Consider the following 26,227-nt stretch of genomic DNA (forward strand, 5'->3'; position numbering starts at 1 on the left):
GAGGCTCAGGCTCCCCACGTGAAGATGGCGAAGGCAAGGAACGCAGCCACGCAGATCAGCATCACGAATGCATAGAAGTAGACGAAACCGGACTGGAAGCGCGACAGCCAGCCGCCCGATTTCAGCGAAGCCCAGGCGGCGCCATTGGGGCCCAGACCGTCAATGATCTTCACGTCGCCGATCTTCCAGAAGAAGTCGCCGATCGCCTTGGCGCCCTTCACGAAGACGGCGTCATACAGCTCATCGAAGAACCACTTGTTGTAGAGGAAGGTCCACAGCGGTCCCTTGCGGTCGGCCCACTGCTTGGCGACGCCTTCCTTGAGGACATAGATCCAGAAGGCGGCGAAGGTGCCGAGCAGGGTCACGACCAGCGGCGCCCACTTCACCCAGGTCGGGACGTTGTGGCTCTCGTGCAGGACGTGGTTGTGGCTTCCGACGAAGATGGCGCCGCGCCAGAACTCGCCCTCATGATGACCGATGAAGTGGGGGGCGAAGATCATGCCCGCGAACACTGCGCCGATCGACAGCACCAGCAGCGGCAGGACCATGGGCAGCGGGCTCTCATGGGGCGACAGCGGACCATGGTGATGGTCGTCGTGCGCATGATCATCATGAGCGTGGTCGTCGTGACCGTGCGCGTCATGGGCATGGGCGTCGGCGTGGTGCGCGCCCTCCTCTTCCTTCCACACAGGCTTGTTGTGGAAGGTCATGAAGACCAGACGCCACGAGTAGTAGGCCGTCAGCAGGGCCGCCGAGATGCCGATGACGAAGGCGAACATGCCCGCGGCCGAGTGGCCCGTCGTCGCCGCCGCATAGGCGCTCTCGAGGATGGAGTCCTTGGAGTAGAAGCCGGCGAAGCCGCCGACGCCGGGCAGACCCAGGCCGGTGATGGCGATGGTGCCGATCATCATGACCGCATAGGTGACGGGCAGCAGCTTCCACAGGCCGCCCATGTTCCGCATGTCCTGCTCGTGGTGCATGCCGTGGATCACCGAACCGGCGCCCAGGAAGAGCAGAGCCTTGAAGAAGGCGTGCGTGAACAGGTGGAACATGGCGGGCTGATAGGCGCCCACGCCCGCAGCGAAGAACATGTAGCCCAGCTGCGAGCAGGTCGAGTAGGCGATCACGCGCTTGATGTCGTTCTGCATCATGCCGACGGTCGCGGCGAAGATGGCCGTGATGCCGCCGATGATGGCGATGAACAGCGACGCGACCGGCGCGTGCTCATAGAGCGGCGACAGCAGGCAGACCATATAGACGCCGGCGGTGACCATGGTCGCCGCGTGGATCAGGGCCGACACGGGCGTCGGGCCTTCCATGGCGTCCGGCAGCCAGGTGTGCAGGAAGAACTGGGCCGACTTGCCCATGGCGCCGATGAACAGCAGCAGACCGGCCAGATCCAGCGCCGACCAGGTGTGGCCCAGGAAGTCCCAGCCCGTCCCGGCCTTGCCGGCGATCAGCGGGAACAGCTTGGCGAACTCGATCGTGCCGAACATCCAGAAGACGGTCATCATGCCGAGCAGGAAACCGAAGTCGCCGACGCGGTTGACCACGAAGGCCTTGATGGCGGCGGCCGAGGCGGTGTCCTTCTTGTACCAGAAGCCGATCAGCAGATAGGAGGCCAGACCCACGCCTTCCCAGCCGAAGAACATCTGCAGGAAGTCGGCGGCCGTCACCAGCGCCAGCATCATGAAGGTGAAGAGCGACAGGTAGGCGAAGAAGCGAGGACGGCTGTCGTCCTCGGCCATGTAGCCCCAGGAATACAGGTGAACCAGCGACGACACCGTCGTCACCACGATCAGCATGGTGGCCGACATGGCGTCCACGCGGATCGACCAGTTCGACTGGAAGTCGCCGACGTGGATGAAGGGCGCAATGTGGACAGTGAAGGCTTCGAGCCCGCCCCAGGTCCACTGGCTGAACACGATCCACGAGATCGCGCACGAGAAGAACAGCAGGCCGGTCGTGACCGACTGCGAGACGATGTTCCCGATCCTGCGACCGAAGAAGCCAGCGATCATCGCCCCCAGAAGAGGGGCGAAGACGCCGAGAGTGACGAGAGTCTGGATAGTCACGGTTCCGATCAGCCCTTCATCACGGAGGCGTCGTCAACCGCGATGTCGCCGCGGTTACGGAAGAAGGTCACCAGGATCGCCAGGCCGACGGCGGCTTCAGCCGCGGCGACGGTCAGGACGAACATGGCCATCAGCTGACCCGACACATCGTTCAGATAGGTCGAGAAGGCGACGAAGTTGATGTTCACCGCGAGCAGGATCAGCTCGACCGACATCAGGATGATGATGACGTTCTTGCGGTTCACGAAGATGCCGAACACGCCGATGGTGAACAGCATGGCGGCGACCGCCAGGTAGTGCTGGAGCGAGATGTCCATCACAGAAGCTCCTCGGGGGTGACGCCCTGGCCGGTGGCGACCGACTTGACCTCGACGGCCTTGGCGCGTTCGCGGTTGGCCTGGGCGGCCAGGTCCTGACGACGGACGCCGGGACGATGACGCAGGGTCAGGACAATGGCGCCGATCATGGCGATCAGCAGCACGATGCCCGCAGCCTGGAAGAAGTAGACGTAGTCCGTGTAGAGGACGCGGCCGATCACCTCGACGTTCGAGGCGTCAGGCCCGGCGACGACCGGTGCGATCGCGGCCTTGGCCGCCCCGCCCTGCACCACGGTGATCGACACCATGATCATCTCGGCCAGCAGCACCCCGGCGACGATGGCCGCCAGCGGCAGATACTGGGCGTAGCCTTCGCGGAGGCGGACGAAGTCGACGTCCAGCATCATGACCACGAACAGGAACAGCACCGCGACGGCGCCCACGTAGACGACCACCAGCAGCATCGCCAGGAACTCTGCGCCCAGCAGGACGAACAGGCCGGCGGCCGAGAAGAAGCTGAGGATCAGCCACAGGACGGAGTGCACGGGATTGCGCGCGGTCACGACCAGAAGGCCCGAGACCACGGCGACCGTCGCCAGTAGATAAAACGCTATGCCTTGCAGCATGGGTGGGACAAAGCCCCCTTCAAAGTCTTGCGCAGCGATCCCGTGGCGGAATCGCGGCTCGGTTTAGCGATACGGAGCGTCGAGTTCCAGATTCTTCGCGATCAGCCGTTCCCAGCGGTCGCCATTGTCCAGCAGTCGGGCCTTGTCATAGAGCAGTTCTTCGCGCGTCTCGGTGGCGAACTCGCTGTTCGGTCCCTCGACGATGGCGTCCACCGGGCAGGCCTCCTGGCACAGCCCGCAGTAGATGCACTTGACCATGTCGATGTCGTAGCGGGTCGTGCGGCGGCTGCCGTCGGCGCGCGGTTCGGCCTCGATGGTGATGGCTTGCGCCGGGCAGATGGCCTCGCACAGCTTGCAGGCGATGCAGCGCTCTTCACCGTTCGGATAGCGGCGCAGGGCGTGTTCGCCACGGAAACGCGGCGACTGCGGGTTGCGCTCGAACGGATAGTTCACGGTGGCCTTGGGCTTGGCCATGTATTTCAGCGACAGGCCGACGGCGCCGAACACGTCGGTCAGCATCGCGCCCTTGGCCGCCTGAACGATACGGGTCAGCATTACGATTTCACTCCGGCGCACTCGCGTTGATAGCGCGCGCTTTCCTTGTCGAGGGTTCCACAGACACGCTGGCGTTCGGCTTCCTGCCTCTGCACCTGCTCCACCTTGCGTTCCCATTGATAGACCGAGACCGGATCGGCCTCATACGGCGCACAGGCCGACGCCAGCAAGGGCGCGGCCAGGGCGAACATCATGACGACAGCCTGTTTCATCCGCCCACCTGCCGCTTGCAGTCGTCGCGGTCGAAACGCGGATCGTCGCGCGACAGACGCTGGCAATAGGCCCGCTTGTCCGCCTCGTCCCGACGCTCGCGCTCGACGCGATCCATCCGGGCCGCCGCGCCTTCAGGCGCAGCCGGCTCGATCGGCTTGAAGGTGCAGGCCGACAGGCCGGCGGCGAAGGCCAGCGCAAGCAGTGATGTGGCGCGAACGCCCATCACGCGCCCACCGCGAAGACACGCCAGGCCGCCACGGCCACCACGGCGATCAGCGACGACGGCAGGAAGATCTTCCAGCCCAGACGCATCAGCTGGTCGTAGCGGTAGCGAGGCACGAAGGCCTTCACCAGGGCGATCATGAAGAACCAGAAGACGATCTTGGTCGCCAGGACCAGGAAGTAGAACAGGTTGGCCAGGAAGGTCGGCCAGCTGTCGAGGAAGTCGGTCGGGAAGCCCGGATTCCAGCCGCCGCAGAACAGCAGGCTGATCATGGCGCACATGAAGACGATGTTGGCGTACTCGCCGATCATGAACAGCAGATAGGGCGTCGACGAATATTCGACCTGATAACCGGCCACCAGCTCCGACTCCGCTTCGGGAAGGTCGAAGGGCGGACGGTTGGTCTCGGCCAGGGCCGAGATGAAGAAGACGATCGTCATCGGGATCATGACGAAAATGGTCGGCCAGGTCGCGGCGCCGCCGCCGAAGGCGTTCCAGTTCCAGATCCACCCGTTTTGCTGGGTGACGATCTCGGTCAGGTTCATCGTCCCGGCCAGCAGGATGACGTTGATGATGACCAGGCCCATCGAGACCTCATAGGACACCATCTGCGCCGCCGAACGCAGCGACCCAAGGAACGGATACTTCGAGTTCGAAGCCCAGCCGCCCATGATGATGCCGTACACGCCCAGCGAGCTGATCGCGAGGATGTAGAGGATGCCGACGTTCAGGTCCGAGATCACCCAGCCCGGCGCGAACGGGATCACTGCCCAGGCGATGAAGGCCAGGATGAAGGTGATCAGCGGCGCGGCCAGGAAGACGACCTTGTCGGAACCCGACGGGACGACGATTTCCTTGAGCACGAACTTGAAGAAGTCGGCGAAGGACTGCAGCAGGCCGAACGGGCCGACCACATTGGGGCCCTTGCGCAGCTGGACGCCGGCCCAGATCTTGCGGTCGGCCAGCAGCAGGAAGGCCAGCGAGATCAGGATCCCGACCGTGACGATCAGGATGCCGCCGATGGTGGCGAGGGTCCAGCCGAGGGGGGTGGCCCAGAAGGAGGTCGCAGCGTCCATGATTTACTCCGCCGCCAGAACGACCGGGGCCGTCCGCTCAGCGGACAGTTGGGCCATGGTTTCGCTGGCGCGCGCGATCGGGTTGGTCAGGTAGGGATCGACGACGGTCGAGACGAAGGCGACGTCGCCCAGGTCGCCCTTGGCGCCCAGGGCCGCCACGTCGAACGAAGCCGCCGGGGCCAGGTAGTCGATGCGGCCGAAAGTCGGATGGTCGCCCATCAGCTTGGCGCGCAGTTGCTCCAGGGTGTCGAACGGCAGCTTGTGGCCGACGCGTTCCGACAGGGCGCGGATGACGGCCCAGTCTTCCTTGGCCTCGCCCTTCGGGAAGACGACGCGTTCCGCCATCTGCACCCGGCCCTCGGTGTTCACGTACAGGCCCGACTTCTCGGTATAGGCGGCGCCCGGCAGGATGACGTCGGCGCCGTGCGCGCCGCGATCGCCGTGCGACCCCAGATAGACGCGGAAAGCGTCCGAAGCCGAGGCGTTCACTTCATCGGCGCCCAGCAGGAACAGAACGTCCAGAGCGCCCGGCTTCAGCATGCCGGCCACGTCCAGACCGCCCTCGGCGGGGACGAAGCCCATGTCCAGACCGCCGACGCGCGCGGCGGCGGTGTGCAGGACGTTGAAGCCGTTCCAGCCGTCCTTGACCACGCCGACCTTTTTGGCCAGCGCGCCCAGGGCGTTCAGCACGGCCGCGCCGGTCTCGCCGGTCAGGGCACCCGCGCCGACGATGATCGCCGGACGCTCGGCCTTGGTCAGGAAGTCGACGGCGGCCTTGGGCAGCTTGCCGACAGTCTTAGAACCGGCGCCCAGGTAGTTGTAGTCATAGGTCAGGTCGACCTGCTCGCCGATGACGCCGATCTCGGCGGCGCCCTTCAGCCAGGTCTTGCGGATGCGGGCGTTGAGCAGAGGCGCCTCGACGCGCGGGTTGGCGCCCACGATCAGGATGGCGTCAGCGTTTTCAATGCCTTGCAAGCCGGAGTTGAACAGCCAGCCCTCGCGAGCCCCCTGCCCGATCGCGGCGCCGTCCTGACGGCAGTCGGTATTGGCCGAGCCCAGGGCGCGGAACAGGTCCAGCGCGGCCTTCATCGACTCGGCGTCCTGCAGGTCGCCGGCGATGACGCCGATGCGGTCGGTCGAGGCCGCCTTGATCTTGGTCGCGACAGCGGTCAGCGCCTCGTCCCACGAAGCGACGCGCAGCTTGCCGTTCTCACGCACCCACGGACGGTCCAGACGACGCGCCTGCAGGCCGTCGACGGCGTAGCGCGAGCGGTCCGACAGCCACTCTTCGTTGATGCCCTCGTTCACGCGCGGCAGAACGCGCATGACCTCGGCGCCGCGCGCGTCGGCGCGGATGTTCGAGCCCAGGGCGTCCATGACGTCGATGGTCTCAGTCTTCTTCAGTTCCCACGGACGATAGTGATACTGCCACGGACGGTGCGTCAGGGCGCCCACCGGGCACAGGTCGTTGACGTTGCCCGACAGCTCGCTGTCGATGTTCTTTTCCAGATAGGTCGTGATCTCGGCGCTTTCGCCGCGCGAGATCATGCCGATGTCCGGCACGCCGGCCACTTCGGTGATGAAGCGAACGCAACGCGTGCACTGGATGCAGCGCGTCATGAACGTCTTGACCGTCGGGCCCATGTTCTTTTCTTCGACCGCGCGCTTGTTCTCGCCGTAGCGCGAACCGTCACGGCCGTAGCCGACGGCCTGGTCCTGCAGGTCGCACTCGCCGCCCTGGTCGCAGATCGGGCAGTCCAGCGGGTGGTTGATGAGCAGGAACTCCATCACCCCTTCGCGGGCCTTCTTGACCATCGGCGTGTCGGTGAAGATCTCCTGACCGTCCATGGCCGGAAGCGCGCACGAAGCCTGCGGCTTCGGCGGTCCGGGCTTCACTTCAACCAGGCACATCCGGCAGTTGCCGGCGATGGACAGACGCTCGTGGTAGCAGAAACGCGGGATCTCCTGACCGGCGCGCTCTGCGACCTGCAGAACCGTCATGCCGGGTTCGAACTCGGTTTCGACGCCGTTGACCTTGGCGATAGGCATTACGATTACTCCGCCGCGATCGCGTGGCCGGCGAAGTTCGCGCGGCGGCTGCGGTAGGTGTGGATTCGGTCTTCGATCTCGTGACGGAAGTGGCGGATCAGGCCTTGAACAGGCCAGGCCGCGGCGTCGCCGAGGGCGCAGATGGTGTGGCCTTCGACCTGACCGGCCACGTCGAGCAGCAGGTCGATTTCCGAAGGATCGGCGTCGCCGACGGCCATGCGTTCCAGCACGCGCCACATCCAGCCGGTGCCTTCACGGCACGGCGTGCACTGGCCGCAGCTCTCGTGCTTGAAGAAGTAGCTGATGCGGGCGATCGCCTTCACGATGTCGGTGGACTCGTCCATGACGGTCACGCCGGCCGTGCCCAGCGACGAACGCATTTCGCGCATGGAGTCGAAGTCCATCAGGACGGTTTCGGCCTGCTCGCGCGTGATGACCGGGCAGGACGCGCCGCCCGGAATGATGGCCTTCAGGTTGCCCCAGCCGCCGCGCACGCCGCCGCCGTGATCCTCGATCAGCTGGCGCAGCGGGATCGACATGGCTTCTTCGACCACGCACGGCGTGTTGATGTGACCCGACAGGGACATCAGCTTGGTGCCGGTGTTGTTCGGACGACCGAAGCTGGCGAACCAGTCCGCGCCGCGACGCAGGATGGTGCCGACCACGGCGATGGATTCCACGTTGTTCACGGTCGTCGGGCAGCCGTAGAGGCCCGCGCCGGCCGGGAACGGCGGCTTCAGGCGGGGCTGGCCCTTCTTGCCTTCCAGGCTTTCCAGCAGAGCCGTTTCTTCGCCGCAGATGTAAGCGCCGGCGCCGTGGTGGATATAGACGTGGAAGTCCCAGCCGTGGACGTTGTTGTCGCCGATCAGCTTGGCCTCATAGGCCTGCTTGACGGCGGCCTCCATACGCTCGCGCTCCAGCACGTACTCGCCGCGCAGGTAGATGTAGCAGGCGTGGGCCTGCATGGCGAACGAGGCGATCAGCGCGCCCTCGATCAGCAGTTGCGGATCATGACGCATGATCTCGCGGTCCTTGCAGGTCGCGGGCTCGGATTCGTCGGCGTTGATGACCAGGTAGTGAGGACGATCCTTCACTTCCTTGGGCATGAAGGACCACTTCAGGCCAGTCGAGAAACCGGCGCCGCCGCGTCCGCGCAGGCCAGAGTTCTTGACGTTGTTGATGATCCAGTCGCGGCCAAGGTCCAGCATGTCCTTGGTGGCGTTCCACGCGCCGCGCTGCTTCGCCCCCTCCAGGCCCCAGTCATGGAAACCGTAGAGGTTGGTGAAGATGCGGTCCTTGTCTTCGAGGATTCCGACCATGAGCCCTTAAAGTCCTTCCGCCATGCGGCGTTTATGATGGCGGGTGCGCATGAAGATCGAACCGATCACCAGCGCCCAACCCACGGCCAGGACGCCATAGGCGACCGTCACCGCATCTTCCGTAAGTCCGAACCGACCTTCGCGAGCGAACAGCACCAGTCCAGCCGCCACCACGATCAGCGCCATCCCGCCCCAGCGGAAAGGCCAGCCGACGCGGCGCAGCTCGGCCCGGTAAGCCGCCCTGCCCTCATCCGTGTCCAGGTTCGGTCGCGTCATCAGGCCGGAGCCTTCTCAGCCGCCGGCTTCGAGTTCGGCAGCGACTTGATCTTCTTGGCGCGCGAGCCGTCGTACAGCGTCGGATCCGTCAGGGTCTTGGCGCCGCCCTCGGGCTCGGACGTGTGACGACCGACGCGCGAACCCGGCTTCGGCGACTTGCCGGCGGCGAAGTCGTCGATGATCTGAGCCATCGTCTCGGGCGTCAGGTCTTCGTAATAGTAGTCGTTGATCTGGGCCATCGGTGCATTGGCGCAGGCGCCCAGGCACTCGACTTCCTGCCAGGTGAAGCGGCCGTCGGCGGACAGTTCGTCCTTGGGCCCGATCTTCTCCTTGCAGACGCGCATCAGCTCATTGGCGCCGCGCAGCATGCAGGGGGTGGTGCCGCAGACCTGGATCAGGGCGGCTTTGCCCACCGGCTCCAGCTGGAACATGGTGTAGAAGGTCGCGACCTCCAGCACCCGGATGAAGGGCATGCCCAGCAGTTCGCCGATGGCGCGGATGGAGGGTTCCGAGACCCAGCCTTCCTGCTTCTGGACCAGCCACAGGATCGGGATCACCGCCGACTGACGGCGGTTCTCAGGGTACTTCTTGATCCACCACTCGGCCTTGGCCTTCGTGTCCTTTGAAAAGGCGAAGGATTCAGGCTGTTCCTTGGCGAGGCGACGAACGCTCATCGGTCCACTTCTCCGAACACCATGTCGAGCGAGCCGAGGATGGCCGACACGTCCGCCAGCATGTGGCCCGTGTTCATCCAGTCCATCGCCTGCAGGTGACGGAAGCCGGGGGCCGACAGCTTGACGCGGTAGGGTTTGTTGGTGCCGTCCGACACCAGATAGACGCCGAACTCGCCCTTGGGCGCTTCGACGGCCGCATAGACCTCGCCTTCCGGCGTCTTGAAGCCCTCGGTGTAGAGCTTGAAGTGGTGGATCAGCGCTTCCATCGAACGCTTCATCTCACCGCGGCGCGGCGGGGTGATCTTGTGGTCTTCGGCCAGGACCGGCTCGCCGGGGCAGTTGCGCAGCTTGTGGATGCACTGCTCCATGATGCGCACCGACTGCTTCATCTCTTCGACGCGGCAGAGGTAACGGTCCCAGCAGTCGCCGTTCTTGCCCACGGCGATGTCGAACTCGAGGTCGGCGTAGCAGTCGTAAGGCGTGGCCTTGCGCAGGTCCCAGGCGATGTCCGAGCCGCGCAGCATGACGCCCGAGAAGCCCCAGGCCAGGGCCTCTTCCTTGGACACCACGCCGATGTCGACGTTGCGCTGCTTGAAGATGCGGTTCTCGGTGACCAGGCTCTCGATGTCCGCCAGCTTGGCCGGGAACTCGGCGCACCAGCGGCCGATGTCGTCGACCAGCTCCGGCGTCAGGTCCTGATGGACGCCGCCCGGACGGAAGTAGTTGGCGTGCAGACGGGCGCCGCAGGCGCGCTCGTAGAAGACCATCAGCTTCTCGCGCTCTTCGTGACCCCACAGCGGCGGGGTCAGGGCGCCCACGTCCATGGCTTGCATGGTCGTGTTCAGCAGGTGGTTCAGGATGCGGCCCATCTCCGAGTACAGGACCCGGATCAGCTGGCCGCGATACGGCACGTCGACTTCCAGCAGGCGCTCGATGGCCAGGCAGAAGGCGTGTTCCTGGTTCATCGGCGAGACGTAGTCCAGCCGGTCCAGGTAGGGGATGTTCTGCAGATAGGTGCGCGACTCCATCAGCTTCTCGGTGCCGCGGTGCAGCAGGCCGATGTGCGGGTCGACGCGGGTCACCAGCTCGCCGTCCAGCTCCAGCACCAGACGCAGCACGCCGTGCGCGGCCGGGTGTTGCGGGCCGAAGTTGATGGTGAACTTGCGGTCGTCCATCGCCCGCGCGTGCGGGGTCAGGCCGTCTTCATAGTCCTCGAACGGATCGATCGCCTTGGGCGCGGCCGTCGCCGGGGTGTTGTTTCCGTCAGCCATTACTTGGCTCCCGCCTTCTCGTCGCCCGGCAGGACGGTCGGATATTCAGCGCCTTCCCACGGAGAGAGGAAGTCGAAGTTGCGATATTCCTGGGCCAGTTTCACCGGCTCATAGACCACGCGCTTCTGCTCTTCGTCGTAGCGGACCTCGACATAGCCCGTCATCGGGAAGTCCTTGCGCAGCGGGTGCCCCTGGAAACCGTAGTCGGTCAGGATGCGACGCATGTCGGGGTGATCCGAGAAGATCATGCCGTACATGTCGAAGGCTTCACGCTCGAACCAGCCGGCCGACGGATAGACCGAAACCACGCTGGGCACAGGCTTCACTTCATCGGTCGAAACCTTGACCCGAACACGCGCGGCGCGGGTCAGCGACAGCAGGTGATAGACCACCTCGAAGCGCTCTGCCCGATCCGGGTAATCAGCGCCGCAAGCGTCCATCAGCAGCTGGAAGCCGAATTGGTCGCGCAGGGCCGTCATGACGGCGACGATGTTCTCGCGCGGAGCGATCAGGGTCAGCTCGCCAAAGGCGACGACGGCCTCGACACCGAGAGCCGCCACCATTTCGGTCCCCAGCGGGGTCAGGGCGGATTCGCGCTCCGCGACGCGCACCAGTTCGCTCATCGCTCGATCGTCCCCGTGCGGCGGATCTTCTTCTGCAGTTGCAGGATGCCGTACAGCAGGGCTTCGGCCGTCGGCGGGCAACCCGGGACATAGACGTCCACCGGCACCACGCGGTCGCAGCCGCGCACGACGCTGTAGCTGTAGTGATAATAGCCGCCGCCGTTGGCGCAGCTGCCCATCGAGATGACGTAGCGCGGGTCCGGCATCTGGTCATAGACCTTGCGCAGGGCCGGAGCCATCTTGTTGGTCAGGGTGCCGGCGACGATCATCAGGTCCGACTGGCGCGGCGAGCCGCGCGGCGCGGTGCCGAAGCGTTCCAGGTCGAAGCGCGGCATCGACAGGTGGATCATCTCCACGGCGCAGCAGGCCAGGCCGAACGACATCCACATCAGCGAACCCGTGCGAGCCCAGTTGATGACGTCGTCCAGCGAGGTCGTCAGGAAGCCCTGCTCGCCGAGCTCGGTGTTCACCGCCTCGAAGAACTTGTCGTGAATCTTGGGGTCGTAGCCTTCCACGGTCGAGCGCGCGGCCGAGCCGGCGGGGACCAGGGGCGACGCCAAAGGCGACGATGGCGCGATTATTGCCATTCCAGCGCTCCCTTCTTCCATTCGTAGATAAAGCCGACCGTCAGGACGCCGAGGAAGGCCATCATCGACCAGAAGGCGAAGATCATGCCGCCGTGCGACAGGTCGAACATCGACACCGCCCACGGGAACAGGAAGGCCACTTCCAGGTCGAAGATGATGAAGAGGATCGACACCAGATAGAACCGGACGTCGAACTTCATGCGTGCGTCGTCAAAGGCGTTGAAGCCGCACTCATAGGCCGACAGCTTTTCAGTGTCGGGGTTTTTCGGCGCCAGGGCCCAGGCGGCCAGCATGAAGCCGAGGCCCAGGACGGCGGCGATCGCCAGGAAAACGACGATCGGGAGGTATTCTAGAAGAAATGCGTTCATTCGAGCTGCCTCGCCCGCCGAGGGAGGGGGCGGATTCGGGGCTTCTTAGACCCAACCTTCGATAGGTTCAAACCCATGTCGGCAAAGGTTTTTTGTTGAGAATGGTTCGCAAGCCCGCGCGCGTTTTGCCGCAGCCCCCGACATTGCCAGCCGCACCGTCGATACGCGTAAATGGCGCCTTTCCCATACCTCTGTAATCAAGGTCACAGCATGAGCCTGGCAGCCCGCTTGCTGAACACCATCGAACGCGTCGGCAATCGTCTGCCCGATCCCGTATTTCTCTTTCTATGGCTGATCCTGGGCCTGATCGTGCTCAGCCTGGTCGGCGCCGGCCTGGGCTGGTCAGCGGTCAACCCGGTGACCGGCGACGTGCTGCAGGCCGAGAGCCTGCTGTCGCCGGCCAATCTGGAGCGGCTCTTCATCGGCATGCCGCGCACCCTGGCCGATTTCCCGCCCCTGGGGATCGTGATCACAATTATTTACGGGGCCTCGGTCGCCGAGCGGACCGGCATGTTCTCGACCGCCATTCGCGGCGCCCTGCTGAACGCACCGCGATTCATCCTGACGCCGATCGTGGTGGTGACCGGCATGGTGTCCCACCACGCCTCTGACGCCTCCTATGTCGTGGTGATTCCGCTGGCCGCCGTCATCTTCGCCGCGGCGGGCCGCCATCCCCTGGCCGGTCTGGCCGCCGGGTTCGCCGCCGTCTCGGGCGGCTATGCAGGCAACCTCTTCCCCGGCGCCAGCGACGCACTGATCCTGGGCATCACCGAGCCTGCCGCCCACCTGATCGACCCGTCCTACGCCGTCAGCATCGCCGGCAACTGGTTCTTCATCGTCGGCGTCGTCTTCGTCTTCACCCCCATCGTCTGGTTCCTGACCGACCGGGTGATCGAGCCGCGCCTCGGGCCGTGGGTTCCCACCTCCGCCGCCCCCGCGACGGCTGAGGAAAAGCAACCGCTGTCCAGCGCCGAAAAGCGCGGCCTGCTGTTCGCGGGCCTGACCATCCTGACGATGATCGCGATTTGGACTGCGATCACCCTCCTGCCCGGCTCGCCCTTCGTCGACGCCGACGCCGAGCCTGAGCAGCGCTTCAACCCGCTCTATCGTTCGCTGGTCGCCTTCTTCGCCCTGACCTTCTTCGGCGCGGGCGCGGCCTTCGGCGTCGGCTCAGGCTCGATCAAGTCGCACCATGATCTGGTGCGCATGATGCGCGAGGGAATCAGCCAGCTGGCCCCCTACATCGTCCTGGCCTTCTTCGCCGCGCACTTCGTCGCCATGTTCAACTGGTCGGGCCTGGGCCCCATCCTGGCGGTCAACGCCGCCGCCTCCCTGCGCGAACTGGCCCTGCCCACGCCCCTGCTGCTGATCGTGGTGGTGCTGGTGTCCTGCGTCTTCGACCTCTTCATCGGCTCGGCATCGGCCAAGTGGTCGGCGCTGGCCCCCATCGTCGTGCCCATGTTCATGCTGCTGGGCATCAGCCCCGAGATGACGACCGCCGCCTATCGCATGGGCGACAGCGTCACCAACATCGCCACCCCCTTGATGAGCTACTTCCCCCTCATCCTGACCTTCGCCCAGCGCTGGGACCCCCGCTTCGGTCTCGGCTCCCTGATGGCCACCATGCTGCCCTACGCCGGAGCCTTCCTGGTGGCTGGTCTGATCATGGTGGCGACCTGGGTGGCGCTGGATCTACCGCTGGGGCCGGGCGTGGGCGTTCACTATGAACCGCCTCCGCCCGCCGTCGCCTCGCACCTGCCCACGGACGGCGGAATCGCCGGCCCCGTCGCCCCGCCGCAAGCCGCCGCAGCCGCCAAGTAACGGAGGTCTTGCGATATTTTCGCTTATCCACAGCAGGGCCGCTTGACGGGCGCTGCGGCCCCGCCTAAACGACGCCCCTCGCCGCGGCGCACAGCGCTTCGGTTCGGGAAACGCGGGTGTAGCTCAGTTGGTTAGAGTGCCGGCCTGTCACGCCGGAGGTCGCGGGTTCGAGCCCCGTCACTCGCGCCATTCCTTTCAACGAAAGGAATGGCGCACACCGCCTCTCTCTTTACATTAGAGAACAGCACGCAGCTTCAATGCCGCTTGCCGCCCCCTTCGCCGCATCTATGATCATGGCGTTCCAGAGGGGGAAACGCCGATGCATAAAGCAATCTGGGCCTGCTGCGCGCTGGCCCTTCTGACCACCCCCGCAATGGCGCAGCCCGCGCCTCTGGCGTCAGAATCCACCCGCTTCCAGGCCCAGGACCTGTTCGGCCTCGAAGTCGCTTCGGACCCGCAGATCAGCCCGGACGGTTCGCGCATCGCCTATGTGCGCCAGACCGCCGACATCATGACGGACCGGATGCGGCCGACGATCTGGCTGATCGACGCGCGCACCGGCCAGCAGACCCCTCTGGTCGCCACGGCCGGGTCCCACAGCCAGCCGCGCTGGTCGCCGGACGGCACGCGCGTCGCCTATGTCTCGACCGCCGAGGGCGGCGGCGCCCAGTTGTTCGTGCGCTGGATCGCCTCTGGCCAGTCCGTGCGCGTCACCAGCCTGCCCAATACGCCAACGGGAATCAGCTGGTCCCCGGACGGGACGAAGATCGCCTATTCCGTCCTGGTCGCCGGACAGGCGCCGAAGCTGGGCGCGCCGCTCGTCAAGCCCGAAGGCGCCCAATGGGCCCCGCCGCTGGAGGTCATCGACACCGTCACCTATCGCGCCGACGGCCAGGGCTATCTGAAGCCTGGCTATCGCCAGGTCTTCGTCGTCCCCGCTGACGGCGGCGGCGCGCGTCAGCTGACCCAGGGCGACTTCAACCATGGCGGCGACCTGTCTTGGTCGCCCGATTCCGCCACCCTCTACCTTAGCGCCAATCGCGGCGCCGACTGGCAGCGCGAGGCCGCGGACAGCGAGATCTATGCCCTGGACGTCCGCTCCGGCGCCCTGACCGCCCTGACCGACCGCCGCGGCCCGGACCAGTCGCCGGTCGCCTCGCCCGACGGCCGCCGCATCGCCTATGTCGGCTATGACGACCGACGGATGGGCTATCACAACACCCGCCTCTATGTGATGGACCGCGACGGTTCGAACCAGCGCGTCCTGACCGACGCTCTGGACCGTTCGGTCCAGTCGCCGGCGTGGAACCATGACGGGCGCTCCATGCTGATCGCCTATGACGACCACGGCTCGACCACGGTCGCCCGCGTGTCGCTGGACGGCACCGTCTCGACGGTGATTCAGGGGCTCAGCGGCGCCGACATCGGCCGCCCCTACTCCGGCGGCGACTTCTCCGTGGCCGACGACGGCGCTGTGGCCTTCACGCGCGGCGACGCCCTGCGCCCCGCCGACATCCACATTCTGCGTCAAGGCCGTCAGACCCAGCTGACCCGACTGAACGCCGACTACCTGGAAGGCAAGACCCTGGGCGCCGTCCAGCGGCTGGAGGTCGCCTCCTCGCACGACGGCCGCGCGATCGAATCCTGGCTGACCCTGCCCGCCGGCTATGTCGAAGGCCAGACGTATCCGCTGATCCTGGAAATCCACGGCGGCCCCTTCGCCGCCTATGGTCCGCACTTCGCGACCGACAACCAGCTGTTCGCGGCAGCGGGCTACGCCGTCCTGTCAGTCAATCCGCGCGGCTCGACCTCATATGGTGAGGAGTTCGCCAATCTGATCCACCACGACTACCCGAGTCACGACTACGACGACCTGATGAGCAGCGTCGACGCCATCATCACCAAGGGCGTGGCCGATCCCGACCGCCTGTTCGTCACCGGCGGCTCTGGCGGCGGCGTGCTGACCGCCTGGATCGTGGGTAAGACCAACCGTTTCAAGGCCGCCGCCAGCCAGAAGCCGGTCATCGACTGGGCCAGCTTCGTCCTGACCGGCGACAACCCGGCCTTTTTCGCTCGCTACTGGTTCGGCGAATATCCGTGGGAGAATCCCGAGGCCTACTGGCGCCGCTCGCCGCTTTCGCTGGTCGGCAATGTCAGAACGCCGACCCTGGTCGTCGTTGGCGATGAGGACTACCGCACTCCGGTCAGTGAGTCGGAACAGCTCTACACCGCCCTGCAGTTGCGCGGCGTACCCACGGCCCTGGTCAAAATTCCGGGGGTCGGCCACAGCCTGGCGGTCCGCCCGTCTCAAAACGCCGCCAGGATCAACGCCATCCTGGCCTGGTTCGACCGCTACAAGGACGGCGCCCCGGCTTCGACGATCTCGCCCCCGACGACAGCACGCTAGGCACAAGACCAGAATCGCCAAAGGCCGCCGGATCACCCCGGCGGCCTTTATCTTTGGCGGCACAGTTCAGCATGACGCACGTCAAGCGCAGGCAAGATGTCGGCCGCTTAAGCGATCACGCTTCAATAACAGGAGAGAAACTCTGAGCCGGTCGGTGTTCTCGCCCGAAGGGCGGATGGCTGGGGAACTAGGACTCGAACCTAGAATGACGGTACCAAAAACCGTAGTGTTACCATTACACCATTCCCCAGCAGGACCAGTGCGCCCCGCAGTTCGTCGCTGCGAGGAGCGGTGAGATACGCCAAGCTTTTCGGGGATGCAACACTGAAAACAAAAGAATTTTCATCGAGCAGCGACTTTTTAAAAACCGCAAATTCCCCGCTTGCGAGGTCCGAAACACGTGGCTATAAGCCCCCTCCTCGGCGCAACAACGGCCCCTGGCCCGCGCTGAGAAAAATGTCGGAGTGTGGCTCAGTCTGGTAGAGCACTGCGTTCGGGACGCAGGGGTCGGAGGTTCGAATCCTCTCACTCCGACCATTTTTCCTTACATCATCAGATGATTTCCCCCTCGCGGGGCCGTGCATTCAAGCCTGCGCACGCTAAGCTCTGCAGCATGATCAAGCTGCTTACTCCCGCCGAAGTCGTCGCCTTCTGGACCGAGGCCGGTCCCGACAAATGGTTCGCCAAGGACGTCGCCTTCGACGCGGCCTTTACCGAGCAGTGCCGCGACATCCACTTCGCCGCCGCCCGCCGCGAACTGGACCACTGGACCGAAACGCCCCAAGGCGCATTGGCCCTGATCCTGCTGCTGGACCAGTTGCCGCGAAACGCCTTCCGCGACACGGCCCATATGTTCGCCACCGATTCCCTGGCCCTGATGTTCGCCAAGGCGGCCATCGCCCGCGGCGACGACCAAAAGGTGGCCCACGATCTGCGTCCCTTCGTCCTGATGCCCCTGATGCATTCGGAATCGCTTGCGGACCAGGAGGCGCTGCTGACCTTGCTGGACGAGACCGACCAGCCAAACACCTACAAGTTCGGCGTCATTCACCGCGACATCATCGCCCGTTTCGGCCGCTTCCCCCATCGCAACGCCTGTCTGGGCCGCGACACGACGGCGGACGAGGCGGCATTCCTGGCCGGAGACGGCTTCAAGGGCTGAATGTGACACTGCGGCGGTTGCTTCCTCCATATGGCGACGCTAGACGACCCGCCATATTCGGATGGGGAAACTGCCATTTTTACGCCATGCTTGACGATCGGCCTGATCGCCACGTTCGCCCCCCGACGGCGGCGCGGTCCGCCCGCTGACCGCTGGCAAGACCGACGGTCCGTGGGTCGAGGTCCTAGACTGCGACGACAACATCGGCTGGCTGCAGGGGAACGCCTGACCGCCGAAAGCTAACCCGCATCTATCGCCCTCGGCGCGCCACGGCTGCGGCGTTGCCGCCTACGTCGTGAACGCGCGTCGAGAGCAGTGAAGCTTCAAAACAAACAGGAGATCGTGCCTTGAAGACCCGCATCATCGCCCCGGCCCTCGCCGCCCTCATGACGGCTTCGATCCTGCCGACCGCTTCGGAAGCGCAAGCCCGTCGCAGCAGCGCCCAGCAGACGCAGGACGCCCAGATGGCGCAGATCCCGCGCTGCCGCGCCAGCCTCGGCTCCATCACCATCGCCGACGGTCAGTCCAGCTACTGGCGTGAGCTTCAACTGTCTCCGCCGCAAAGCCTGCTGCGCGTCGTGATCCAACGCTCAGGCTGCTTCACCCTGGTTGATCGCGGCACGGGCATGAACGTGGCCCAGCGTGAGCGCGAACTGGCTTCGGGCGGCGACCTGCAACGCGGCTCCAACGTCGGCGGCGGCCAGGTCCGCGCAGCGGACTATGTCCTAGTCGGCGAAATCGCCAGCCAGAACGCCAACACGGGCGGCAGCGCCCTGGCGGGTCTGGCCGGCGCCGCGCTCGGCGGTCGTGCGGGCGCCCTCGTCGGCGGCCTGCGCACCCGCAACATGGAAGCCAACACCGTCCTGTCGCTGACCAATGTTCGCACCTCGGAAACCCAGCTGGTGACCGAAGGCTACGCCTCCAAGCGCGACATGAGCTGGGGCCTGGGCGCCGGCGGCTTCGGTGCAGGCGCTCTGGGCGGCGGCAGCTATGAAAACACCGAGATCGGCCGCATCGTGGCCCAGGCCTTCATCCAGGCCTACACCGACATGGTGACCCAGATGGGCGGCCTCGAAGGCGGCTCTGCGGCGCAGGCCGCCCCGGTCCAGACCTATACCGTCCAGCAGGCTGCGACCCTGCGGTCCGCCGCTAACGGCGGTTCGGTCGTGCGCGCCCTGCCCGTGGGCCTGCGCCTCTATCCGACCGGCAACCGCGACGGCGTCTGGTGGGAGGTCATGGACGACAACGACAATGTCGGCTGGGTTCAGAACGAGCGTCTGGCCCCAGGTCGTTGATCCGGCGTCACGGCTAAGTTGAGCAGCGCCCGTCGATCCGTTCGGCGGGCGCTTCTTGTTTCTGTGGGCAATGATTCGTCGAGGGTGACGGCGGGACTGATTCGGCCCCATCCTCTCTTCCCATGACCGCCGCACTCGCCCTCGCCGATCTGGAAACCCGCAGCGGGGCGGCCCCGGCCGACCACCCCGAGTGGCAGTATCTCAACCTGCTGCGCGACATCCTCGACAACGGCGTGCGCCGCGACGACCGCACCGGCACCGGCACCCTCGGCGTCTTCGGCCGTCAGATCCGCTTTGATCTGTCGAAGGGCTTCCCCCTTCTGACCACCAAGAAGCTGCACACGCGCTCGATCTTCATCGAGTTGCTGTGGTTCCTGCGCGGCGACACCAATATCGGCTGGCTCAAGGACAACGGCGTCGGCATCTGGGACGAATGGGCCGACGAAAACGGCGACCTCGGCCCCGTCTACGGCAAGCAGTGGCGCTCCTGGGCCGCCCCGAACGGCCAGAGCATCGACCAGATCCAGAAGCTGATCCACGGCCTGAAGGCCAACCCCAACAGCCGCCGCCACATCGTCAGCGCCTGGAACCCGGCCGACGTCGACGACATGGCCCTGCCGCCCTGCCATTGCCTGTTCCAGTTCTTCGTCGCCGACGGCAAGCTCAGCTGCCAGCTGTATCAACGCAGCGCCGACGTCTTCCTCGGCGTGCCGTTCAACATCGCCTCCTACGCCCTGCTGACCATCATGCTGGCTCAGGTCGTGGGACTGAAGCCCGGCGACTTCGTCCACACCTTCGGCGACGCTCACCTGTATCTGAATCATCTGGAGCAGGCCGAGCTGCAACTGACCCGCGCGCCCCTGCCCCTGCCGACCCTGACCGTCGCGCCCAAATCCGACCTGTTTGCCTATGAGCTGTCGGACTTCGTGCTGACCGATTACGCCCCCTGGCCGCACATCAAAGCCGCCGTCGCGGTCTGACCCGCATGAAGATCGCTGACCTGAAGGCGGACGTCCTCCGCATCTCCGACATCTATGCGCGCGAGCATTCCATCGACCGCGACCGTGACTGGGCCCTGCTAAAGCTGCAGGAAGAACTCGGCGAACTGACCAAGGAGCACCTGAACCTCACCGGTCGGGCACGCGGAGCCCCAGACGCAACCGCCCTCGCCGACGAAGCCGCCGACGTCCTCGGCATGCTGCTGATCTACTGCGACCACGCCGGCATCGACCTCGAAGCCGCCATGCAACGCAAATGGCTGAAGTGGCTGGAGCCACAAGCTCGCAGCGCCTGATCGTAAACTGCCGTAACATCGTCTGGCGAAAACGCCGGACTCGGCGCACCCTTCCCTGATCCGCGTCGATGCGGGGCATGAAACGGGAGGGTTGTCATGTTGAAGAAGTTTGCGGCCGAACTGGTCGGGACGATGGTGCTGGTGCTGTTCGGGTGCGGCGCCGCCGTGCTCGGCGGTTTCGATCATGTGGGGCAGTTGGGCATCGCCCTGGCCTTCGGCTTCGCCATCATCGCCATGGCCTATGGCATCGGGCCGGTGTCCGGCTGTCACGTCAATCCGGCGGTCAGCCTGGGCGTCTTCGTCGCCGGGCGGATGAGCGCCAGAGACATGCTCATCTACTGGCTCGCCCAGTTCATCGGCGCGATCATCGGCGCGGCCATCCTCGGCTTGATCGCCAAGACCGGCTTCACCAGCCTGGGCCAGAACGGTTTCGACGCGACGTCCCCCGGCGGGTACGGCCTGCACGCCGCCCTGATCTTTGAGATCGTGGCCACCGCCATCTTCCTCATCGTCATCCTGGGCGTGACCGGTGCCAAGGGCCACGGTGCCTTCGCCGGCGTCGCCATCGGCATCACCCTGGCCGTCATCCACATCGTCGGCATCCAGGTGACGGCCGTCTCGGTCAATCCGGCCCGCAGTTTCGGCCCTGCGCTGCTGGCCGGCGGCCAGGCCCTGAACCAGGTCTGGGTCTTCTTTGTCGCTCCAGCCATCGGCGCTGTCATCGGCGCGGCCTTCTTCCGCTTGAAACTGCTCGAGCCAGAGGCCTAAGTCGGCTTCGAGGGGGCGGCGTCGCGTCGCCCCCGTCTGCCGGAGTCCGCCAGTGCCTGTTCCAAAGATCGCCCTTGTCGTCGCCCGCGCTCGAAACGGCGTCATCGGCCGAGACGGCGACCTGCCTTGGCGGCTGCGCTCGGACCTGCAACGCTTCAAGGCCGTCACCGTCGGCAAGCCCTGCATCATGGGCCGCAAGACCTGGGAGAGCCTTCCGCTCAAGCCCCTGCCTGGTCGGTTGAACATCGTCCTGACCAAGGACGGCTCCTACGAATCCGAGGGCATGTCCAAGGGCGCTCTGGTCTGCTCCAACCTGGGCGAAGCCCTGTCCATCGCACGCGAAACCGCCGAGGAAGACGGCGTGGACGAGGTCTGCATCATCGGCGGCACCGCCCTGTTCGAGGCGACCCTACCGCGCGCCCAGCGCCTCTACATCACCGAGGTCAAGGCCGAGCCTGAGGGCGACGCCCATTTCCCGGCCTTCGACGAGACCGCCTTCGTCGAGACCCTGTCGGAATCCCATCCGGCGGGCGAGAAGGACGACCACGCCTTCACCTTCCGCACCCTGGACCGCCGCTGAACCGGAGCCGCCGAAATGCTTGTCGCCACCACCAACGATCTGCCCGGCCACCGCATCGTCCGCCACATCGGCATGGTGCGCGGCGTCACCGTGCGCTCGCGCAACGCCATTTCCGACGCGATCGGCGGGGTTCAGTCCATGCTGGGCGGGAGCGTCGGCGCCTATGTGAAGCTGGCCGAGGCCGCGCGCCAGGAAGCCTATGAGGAACTGGTCGCCCACGCGCGCGACATGGGCACCAACGCCATCCTGGCCATGCGCTATGACGCCAACGAGATCATGCCCGGCGTGACCGAGGTTCTGGCCTACGGCACGGCGGTCGTGGTCGAACCGGCCTAGAGGCCCAGAGCCTCGGCCACCCGCGCCGCCACTATGGCGAAGCGCTGCGCCACCTCGCTCTCGGGCGCCGCCGAAACCAGCGGTCGCCCGGCGTCGCCCGCCTGACACAGGGCGGCGTCCAGCGGCAGGTCGCCGAGGAAGGCCACGCCCAGCCGGGAGGCCTCGGCCTCGGCACCGCCCTGCCCGAAGACTGGCCCGCTCATGTTCTCGATCAGGCCCAGGGTCGGCACGTTGACGCGCTGGAACAGGGTGTGGGCGCGGCGGGCGTCGGCCAGCGCCACCTCCTGCGGGGTCGAAACGATGACCGCGCCGTCCAGCGGCGTCTTCTGGATCAGGGTCAGTTGCACGTCGCCGGTGCCCGGCGGCAAGTCCACCACCAGCACGTCCAGAGGCGTTTCTTCGGTCCCCCAGCGGGTCTGGGTCAGCATCTGGGTGATGGCCTGCGACGCCATCGGCCCGCGCCAGATCATGGCGTCATCGGCCTTGGTCAACAGACCCACCGACATGGCTTTCAGGCCGTGTGCGACATGGGGGACGATGGCCCCGTCCTCATAGGCCGGCTGGCCCGACAGCCCCAGCATGGTCGGCAGCGACGGGCCATAGACGTCGGCGTCCAGCACCCCGACCGACAAGCCCCTGGCCGCCAGCGCCGCCGCCAGATTGACCGCCACTGTCGACTTGCCCACCCCGCCCTTGCCGCTGGCCACGGCCAGGACGCGCTTCACATGGGCGGGGCGTTCCGTCGGCACCGGCGCCTTGGCCCGCCCCTGATCGGTCGCGGCCTTCGACAGGCCCGCCGTGCGGCGCGGCGCGGCGGCGGGCGCCGTCTCGGCGGTCAGGACGACCGACACCCGCGCCATGCCCGGCATGGCCTTCAGCGCCGCCTCGGCCGCGTCGCGCACCGGCGCGTAAATGGCCGTCTCGCCTGCGGGCACTTCCATGACGAAACCCGCGCGGTCCTCGGCCACCGTCAGCCCCTGAACCAGACCTGCGGCGACCAGCCCCTGTCCCGATTTCGGGTCCACAATGGCGTCGAGGGCGGCGATTACGGCGGTGCGGTCGATCAAGGCTTTGCTCCTTGGCCCTTGCCGGGCCGGTCGCGGGCGTTCTATCGCCGTCCGGTCCTGTTCGCGAGCCTGTTCCTTTGACCAAAACGCCCCGCCTCACCCTGATCGCCGGCCCGACCGCCTCGGGCAAGTCGCGTCTGGCGCTGGAAATGGCCGAGAAGACCGGCGCCGTCATCATCAACGCAGACAGCCAGCAACTCTACGCCGACCTGCGCATTCTCACCGCCCGCCCGTCGCTCGAGGACGAGGCCCGCGCCGAGCACCGCCTCTATGGCGTGGCCGACGCCGCCGAATCCTGGTCGGTCGGCCGCTGGACCCGCGCCGTCATGCCGCTGCTGGACGAGTTGGCGGCGCAAGGTCGCCCCGCCCTGCTGGTCGGCGGCACTGGCCTCTATTTCAACGCCCTGACGCGCGGTCTGGCCGACATTCCCGCCGTGCCCGACGCCGTTCGCGACGCGGTCCAGGCCGACTACGACCTTGAGGGCGAAGCCGCCTTCCGCCGCCGCCTGGCCGAGGTCGATCCAAAATCCGCCGCCGCCATCACCCCCGGCGACCGCCAGCGCCTGATCCGCGCCCTGAGTGTGGCCAGCCACACCGGACGCAGCCTCAGCGACTGGATCGCCGACACCCGTCCGCTTCTGACGCCCGGCAGTTGGAACGGCCTCGTGCTGGAACCCGATCGCGAGGCGCTCTACGCCTCTTGCGACCAGCGGGTCGGCATGATGATCGAACAGGGCGCGCTGGACGAAGCGAAGGGTCTGGTCAACCGCAAATTGGATCATAGCCTCCCGGCCATGAAAGCGGTCGGGGTGCGCGAACTGATCGCCCACCTGGCCGGCGAGACCTCGCTGAAACAGGCCATCCGCCAAACGCAGCAGGCCACCCGCAACTACGCCAAACGACAGTTGACCTGGTTCCGCAACCAGACGCCGGACTGGGCGCGCGCCTAGGCCAGTCGCGACGGGTCCAGTATCACGTGCCGGATGCGGGTCCGGTCGTGCGTATAGGTGACATGCACCAGCCCGTCTGACGCCTGAACCACCGCCGGATAGGCGTAACCGTGCGTCAGGGGCTCGCTCTCCAGCGTCAGCGCGTTTCGCCAGGACAGACCGTCGGCCGACAGACCGACATTGAGCGGATACCGCGGCCCGCGCCCCGGTCGATCCGGCTCATGCCCCGCATGATTGTAGATCATCAGGTGACGCCCATCCTTGAGGGTCGAGGCGTCCGTGCCCGAATTGGGATTGGGCAGATCGACCGCGCCGATGGGGCTCCATGTTCGTCCGCCGTCGCGTGACCAGCTGGACGCCAGCGCCCCCTGACGCGCCCGCGCTACGGCCTGAAGCGCGCCGTTCGGGTGGATCAGAACGCTGGGCTGGATGGCGTCGATGTTCAGCGGCGAGGCGACCGCTTCGGTCAGGCTCCAGTGGCGGCCCTGATCCGTGCTGATCTCGAAATGCAGCCGCCAGTCGGCCCCGGCCGCAGAGCCCATGCCTTCTCCGGCTTCAGTGCTGGATGGCGACAGCCAGGTACCGTCAGCCAGGACGACCGGCTTGTTCTTGATCGGCCCGAGCACACCGTCCGGCAGGCGGCGCGGCGCCGTCCACGTCCGGCCGCCGTCCGGCGACGTCATGGCCATGCCCCACCAACTGAATGGGTCAGGCCCGATCTTGTAGAACAGGATCAGATCGCCTTGCGGCGGCTGGAACAGGACGGGATTCCAGGTCGGAAGGCGTGATCCGTCGGCCTGCACGCCGTCGGCGACCTGTACGCCCTCGGTCCAGGCGCCGTTCTCGAACCGCGCGAACCAGATGCAGACGTCGGGGTGCTTTTCATGCGTACCACCGAACCAGGCCGCCGCCATGACGCCACCCGTGGTCTCCACGATGGTGGAGGCATGGCATTGCGGATAGGGCGCCTGCTCATAGATGAAGCCGGAACGCACGATGGCCGATTTGTCTGTCGGACCCTTCAAGCCTGCCGCATCAACGCCCTTAGCGGCCAAACCGACGCCCAGCCCTACGCCTAAGCCAAGCCCCAGTCGTCTGCGCGTGATCTCCGCCATGCCGCGTCCTCCCTGTCTCCTCTCATGGTTGCGGTCATGTCTACCGGTGTCAATCATGGCGCCCAGCGACAAATCGGCTGGAAATCCGACACGTTAGGCAGCCTCCCTCTTGGATAGGCGGTCGAGAAGACCTATATTGGTTCTGTTCGGGTTCGCCCGGACTATGGCGATAAACGCGCCTGTAATAAGCGGACCGGACCCGGGTGCGATTCCCGGCGGCTCCACCAAATCTCTCACCGCGTTATCGGCGGGAGCTGCGGGGCCGACTAGCATCGACGGACGTGTAAAGAGGATGCTTTTGCCCGTCTTGGCCCACCGTATCGGGCCATTTTATAACTGCGAACGATAACTTCGCTGGAGAAGTCCGCCTCGCCGCGTAATGCGGTTCGGTTGATTTCGAACACTGTAAGTCCTGGGGGTTCAGATCCTCAGGCGGGGCCTGTCGGGAGCCTGGCAACAGAATCCCGGCGCTTTCAGACATTGCAGGCGCCTGACGCCAGAAGCTCCCCATTTTCCTCACATCGGCATCTTCCGTCACTCGCTTGTCGCGGGTAACAGTCGCGCGTTTCCAGTTTCGAGGCCCCGATGACGGATCAAGCTCCCCCGGTCGATGAGATGCACTATGAGCAGCTCGCCCAGGACGCCCTGCGCGGCGTGATCCGCTCGGCGCTGGAACGCGCGGCCGAGCCTGCCGGCATTCCCGGCGCGCACCATTTCTACATCACGTTCAAGACTCGGGCGCCGGGTGTCTCGGTGCCGCCGGACGTGCTGGCCAAATACCCCGACGAAATGACCATCGTCCTGCAGCACCAGTACTGGGATCTGGACGTCCAGCACGACCGCTTCTCGATCATGCTGAAGTTCGGCGGCATGCCCAAGGTCCTGGCCATGCCCTATTCGGCCGTGACCCGCTTCTACGATCCCAGCGTCCAGTTCCTGCTGCAGTTCGAAGAGCCTGAAATCGTCGAGGCCGAGATCGCGCCGCTCACGCCCCCGGCCCGCGACCCGAACGCCGCCCCGCCCCCCTCGGGCGACGACGACGGCCCCAAGGTCGTTTCGCTGGATCAGTTCCGCAAGAAATAGGTGTTCACCGCCGCATGATCTGACGCACCAGAGGTCCGGTTGGGGTGGAAAGCAGACAGAGATCATGGTTCTCTTAGTTTGAAAGTGGGGGAGGCTG

28 protein-coding genes, 3 tRNA genes and 1 other RNA gene are annotated in these 26,227 nt (G+C 65.8%); 14 read left to right on the forward strand and 18 right to left on the reverse strand.

The features are described from left to right. Positions 1-5: 5 nt before the first annotated feature. From nuoL to RTY13_RS08070, 15 genes are all read right to left on the reverse strand, one after another. Positions 6-2,069 (reverse strand): NADH-quinone oxidoreductase subunit L, encoded by a 2,064-nt coding sequence (gene nuoL / locus RTY13_RS08000; protein WP_312782542.1) that lies wholly within the window; start codon positions 2,067-2,069, stop codon positions 6-8. Between the two features lie 14 nt (positions 2,070-2,083). Then, a complete protein-coding gene (gene nuoK, locus RTY13_RS08005; protein WP_105563431.1) occupies positions 2,084-2,392 on the reverse strand; it encodes an NADH-quinone oxidoreductase subunit NuoK in 309 nt (102 codons plus the stop codon). Further along, entirely contained in the window at positions 2,392-3,018 is a 627-nt protein-coding gene (locus RTY13_RS08010; protein ID WP_312782474.1) for an NADH-quinone oxidoreductase subunit J, read from the reverse strand. Before RTY13_RS08010 ends, nuoK begins: the two co-directional genes overlap by 1 nt. 63 nt (positions 3,019-3,081) lie before the next feature. Next, the gene (nuoI, locus tag RTY13_RS08015) at positions 3,082-3,573 is read right to left on the reverse strand and encodes an NADH-quinone oxidoreductase subunit NuoI (RefSeq protein WP_003170180.1); all 492 of its coding nucleotides are present in this window, start codon (positions 3,571-3,573) and stop codon (positions 3,082-3,084) included. After that, the gene (locus RTY13_RS08020) at positions 3,573-3,785 is read right to left on the reverse strand and encodes a hypothetical protein (RefSeq protein ID WP_312782477.1); all 213 of its coding nucleotides are present in this window, start codon (positions 3,783-3,785) and stop codon (positions 3,573-3,575) included. The genes nuoI and RTY13_RS08020 overlap by 1 nt, the downstream gene beginning before the upstream one ends. After that, positions 3,782-4,012 carry a hypothetical protein gene (locus tag RTY13_RS08025; RefSeq protein WP_312063438.1) on the reverse strand — a complete coding sequence of 77 codons (231 nt, stop codon included), beginning with the start codon at positions 4,010-4,012 and terminating at the stop codon, positions 3,782-3,784. Before RTY13_RS08025 ends, RTY13_RS08020 begins: the two co-directional genes overlap by 4 nt. After that, positions 4,009-5,085, reverse strand: a complete 1,077-nt coding sequence (nuoH, locus tag RTY13_RS08030) for an NADH-quinone oxidoreductase subunit NuoH (RefSeq protein ID WP_312782478.1) — start codon at positions 5,083-5,085, stop codon at positions 4,009-4,011. Before nuoH ends, RTY13_RS08025 begins: the two co-directional genes overlap by 4 nt. Before the next feature lie 3 nt (positions 5,086-5,088). Beyond that, a complete protein-coding gene (gene nuoG, locus RTY13_RS08035; RefSeq protein ID WP_312782480.1) occupies positions 5,089-7,134 on the reverse strand; it encodes an NADH-quinone oxidoreductase subunit NuoG in 2,046 nt (681 codons plus the stop codon). 5 nt (positions 7,135-7,139) lie between these two features. Continuing rightward, on the reverse strand, positions 7,140-8,453 hold the full coding sequence (nuoF, locus tag RTY13_RS08040; RefSeq protein WP_312782482.1) for an NADH-quinone oxidoreductase subunit NuoF: 1,314 nt from the start codon (positions 8,451-8,453) through the stop codon (positions 7,140-7,142). A 6-nt stretch (positions 8,454-8,459) separates the two neighbouring features. Continuing rightward, on the reverse strand, positions 8,460-8,729 hold the full coding sequence (locus RTY13_RS08045) for a hypothetical protein (RefSeq protein ID WP_312782485.1): 270 nt from the start codon (positions 8,727-8,729) through the stop codon (positions 8,460-8,462). After that, entirely contained in the window at positions 8,729-9,403 is a 675-nt protein-coding gene (gene nuoE, locus RTY13_RS08050) for an NADH-quinone oxidoreductase subunit NuoE (RefSeq protein ID WP_312782486.1), read from the reverse strand. Before nuoE ends, RTY13_RS08045 begins: the two co-directional genes overlap by 1 nt. Further along, positions 9,400-10,578 (reverse strand): NADH-quinone oxidoreductase subunit D, encoded by a 1,179-nt coding sequence (locus tag RTY13_RS08055; protein WP_292083358.1) that lies wholly within the window; start codon positions 10,576-10,578, stop codon positions 9,400-9,402. The genes nuoE and RTY13_RS08055 overlap by 4 nt, the downstream gene beginning before the upstream one ends. 95 nt (positions 10,579-10,673) lie before the next feature. Beyond that, positions 10,674-11,297 carry an NADH-quinone oxidoreductase subunit C gene (locus tag RTY13_RS08060; RefSeq protein WP_312063429.1) on the reverse strand — a complete coding sequence of 208 codons (624 nt, stop codon included), beginning with the start codon at positions 11,295-11,297 and terminating at the stop codon, positions 10,674-10,676. After that, the gene (locus tag RTY13_RS08065; protein ID WP_292082645.1) at positions 11,294-11,905 is read right to left on the reverse strand and encodes an NADH-quinone oxidoreductase subunit B family protein; all 612 of its coding nucleotides are present in this window, start codon (positions 11,903-11,905) and stop codon (positions 11,294-11,296) included. Before RTY13_RS08065 ends, RTY13_RS08060 begins: the two co-directional genes overlap by 4 nt. Next, a complete protein-coding gene (locus RTY13_RS08070; RefSeq protein ID WP_312782488.1) occupies positions 11,875-12,252 on the reverse strand; it encodes an NADH-quinone oxidoreductase subunit A in 378 nt (125 codons plus the stop codon). Before RTY13_RS08070 ends, RTY13_RS08065 begins: the two co-directional genes overlap by 31 nt. A 210-nt stretch (positions 12,253-12,462) precedes the next feature. Between RTY13_RS08070 and RTY13_RS08075 the strand changes: the two genes are divergently transcribed. From RTY13_RS08075 to RTY13_RS08085, 3 genes are all read left to right on the forward strand, one after another. After that, positions 12,463-14,073, forward strand: coding sequence for an AbgT family transporter (locus RTY13_RS08075; protein WP_312782490.1), 1,611 nt, complete (start codon positions 12,463-12,465; stop codon positions 14,071-14,073). A 112-nt stretch (positions 14,074-14,185) separates the two neighbouring features. After that, a tRNA-Asp gene (locus RTY13_RS08080) sits at positions 14,186-14,262 on the forward strand. 130 nt (positions 14,263-14,392) lie between these two features. After that, positions 14,393-16,480, forward strand: coding sequence for a S9 family peptidase (locus RTY13_RS08085; protein WP_312782492.1), 2,088 nt, complete (start codon positions 14,393-14,395; stop codon positions 16,478-16,480). Between the two features lie 176 nt (positions 16,481-16,656). On the opposite strand, the gene RTY13_RS08090 is transcribed toward RTY13_RS08085, so the two are convergent. After that, positions 16,657-16,730, reverse strand: a tRNA-Gln gene (locus RTY13_RS08090). 210 nt (positions 16,731-16,940) lie between these two features. On the opposite strand from RTY13_RS08090, the gene RTY13_RS08095 reads away from it, so the two are divergent. From RTY13_RS08095 to RTY13_RS08130, 8 genes are all read left to right on the forward strand, one after another. Next, a tRNA-Pro gene (locus tag RTY13_RS08095) sits at positions 16,941-17,017 on the forward strand. A gap of 76 nt (positions 17,018-17,093) precedes the next feature. After that, positions 17,094-17,642: a DUF924 family protein gene (locus tag RTY13_RS08100; protein ID WP_312782495.1), complete on the forward strand. Its 549-nt coding sequence runs from the start codon at positions 17,094-17,096 to the stop codon at positions 17,640-17,642. Between the two features lie 347 nt (positions 17,643-17,989). Further along, positions 17,990-18,937, forward strand: a complete 948-nt coding sequence (locus tag RTY13_RS08105; RefSeq protein ID WP_312782497.1) for a CsgG/HfaB family protein — start codon at positions 17,990-17,992, stop codon at positions 18,935-18,937. 122 nt (positions 18,938-19,059) lie between these two features. Beyond that, positions 19,060-19,917, forward strand: a complete 858-nt coding sequence (locus tag RTY13_RS08110) for a thymidylate synthase (protein WP_312782499.1) — start codon at positions 19,060-19,062, stop codon at positions 19,915-19,917. 5 nt (positions 19,918-19,922) lie between these two features. Continuing rightward, the gene (locus RTY13_RS08115) at positions 19,923-20,231 is read left to right on the forward strand and encodes a phosphoribosyl-ATP pyrophosphohydrolase (protein ID WP_312782501.1); all 309 of its coding nucleotides are present in this window, start codon (positions 19,923-19,925) and stop codon (positions 20,229-20,231) included. 96 nt (positions 20,232-20,327) lie between these two features. Beyond that, entirely contained in the window at positions 20,328-20,999 is a 672-nt protein-coding gene (locus RTY13_RS08120; RefSeq protein ID WP_312782503.1) for an aquaporin, read from the forward strand. A 52-nt stretch (positions 21,000-21,051) separates the two neighbouring features. Continuing rightward, positions 21,052-21,579 (forward strand): dihydrofolate reductase, encoded by a 528-nt coding sequence (locus RTY13_RS08125; protein WP_312782505.1) that lies wholly within the window; start codon positions 21,052-21,054, stop codon positions 21,577-21,579. 15 nt (positions 21,580-21,594) lie between these two features. Then, complete coding sequence (locus tag RTY13_RS08130; RefSeq protein WP_312782507.1) at positions 21,595-21,915, forward strand: YbjQ family protein; 321 nt, start codon at positions 21,595-21,597, stop codon at positions 21,913-21,915. Here RTY13_RS08130 and RTY13_RS08135 read toward each other — a convergent pair. After that, positions 21,912-22,982: an Mrp/NBP35 family ATP-binding protein gene (locus RTY13_RS08135; protein WP_312782509.1), complete on the reverse strand. Its 1,071-nt coding sequence runs from the start codon at positions 22,980-22,982 to the stop codon at positions 21,912-21,914. The genes RTY13_RS08130 and RTY13_RS08135 overlap by 4 nt on opposite strands. A gap of 77 nt (positions 22,983-23,059) precedes the next feature. On the opposite strand from RTY13_RS08135, the gene miaA reads away from it, so the two are divergent. Then, positions 23,060-23,932, forward strand: a complete 873-nt coding sequence (gene miaA, locus RTY13_RS08140; RefSeq protein ID WP_312782511.1) for a tRNA (adenosine(37)-N6)-dimethylallyltransferase MiaA — start codon at positions 23,060-23,062, stop codon at positions 23,930-23,932. On the opposite strand, the gene RTY13_RS08145 is transcribed toward miaA, so the two are convergent. Beyond that, positions 23,929-24,957 carry a sialidase family protein gene (locus RTY13_RS08145; protein WP_312782512.1) on the reverse strand — a complete coding sequence of 343 codons (1,029 nt, stop codon included), beginning with the start codon at positions 24,955-24,957 and terminating at the stop codon, positions 23,929-23,931. The genes miaA and RTY13_RS08145 overlap by 4 nt on opposite strands. A gap of 195 nt (positions 24,958-25,152) precedes the next feature. On the opposite strand from RTY13_RS08145, the gene ssrA reads away from it, so the two are divergent. Further along, positions 25,153-25,519: a transfer-messenger RNA gene (ssrA, locus tag RTY13_RS08150) on the forward strand. Between the two features lie 113 nt (positions 25,520-25,632). Continuing rightward, on the forward strand, positions 25,633-26,130 hold the full coding sequence (locus RTY13_RS08155; protein WP_312782514.1) for a ClpXP protease specificity-enhancing factor SspB: 498 nt from the start codon (positions 25,633-25,635) through the stop codon (positions 26,128-26,130). The last annotated feature ends 97 nt before the right edge of the window (positions 26,131-26,227 follow it).

Origin of the sequence: Brevundimonas sp., from assembly GCF_032055285.1 — a bacterium.
GTDB lineage: Bacteria > Pseudomonadota > Alphaproteobacteria > Caulobacterales > Caulobacteraceae > Brevundimonas.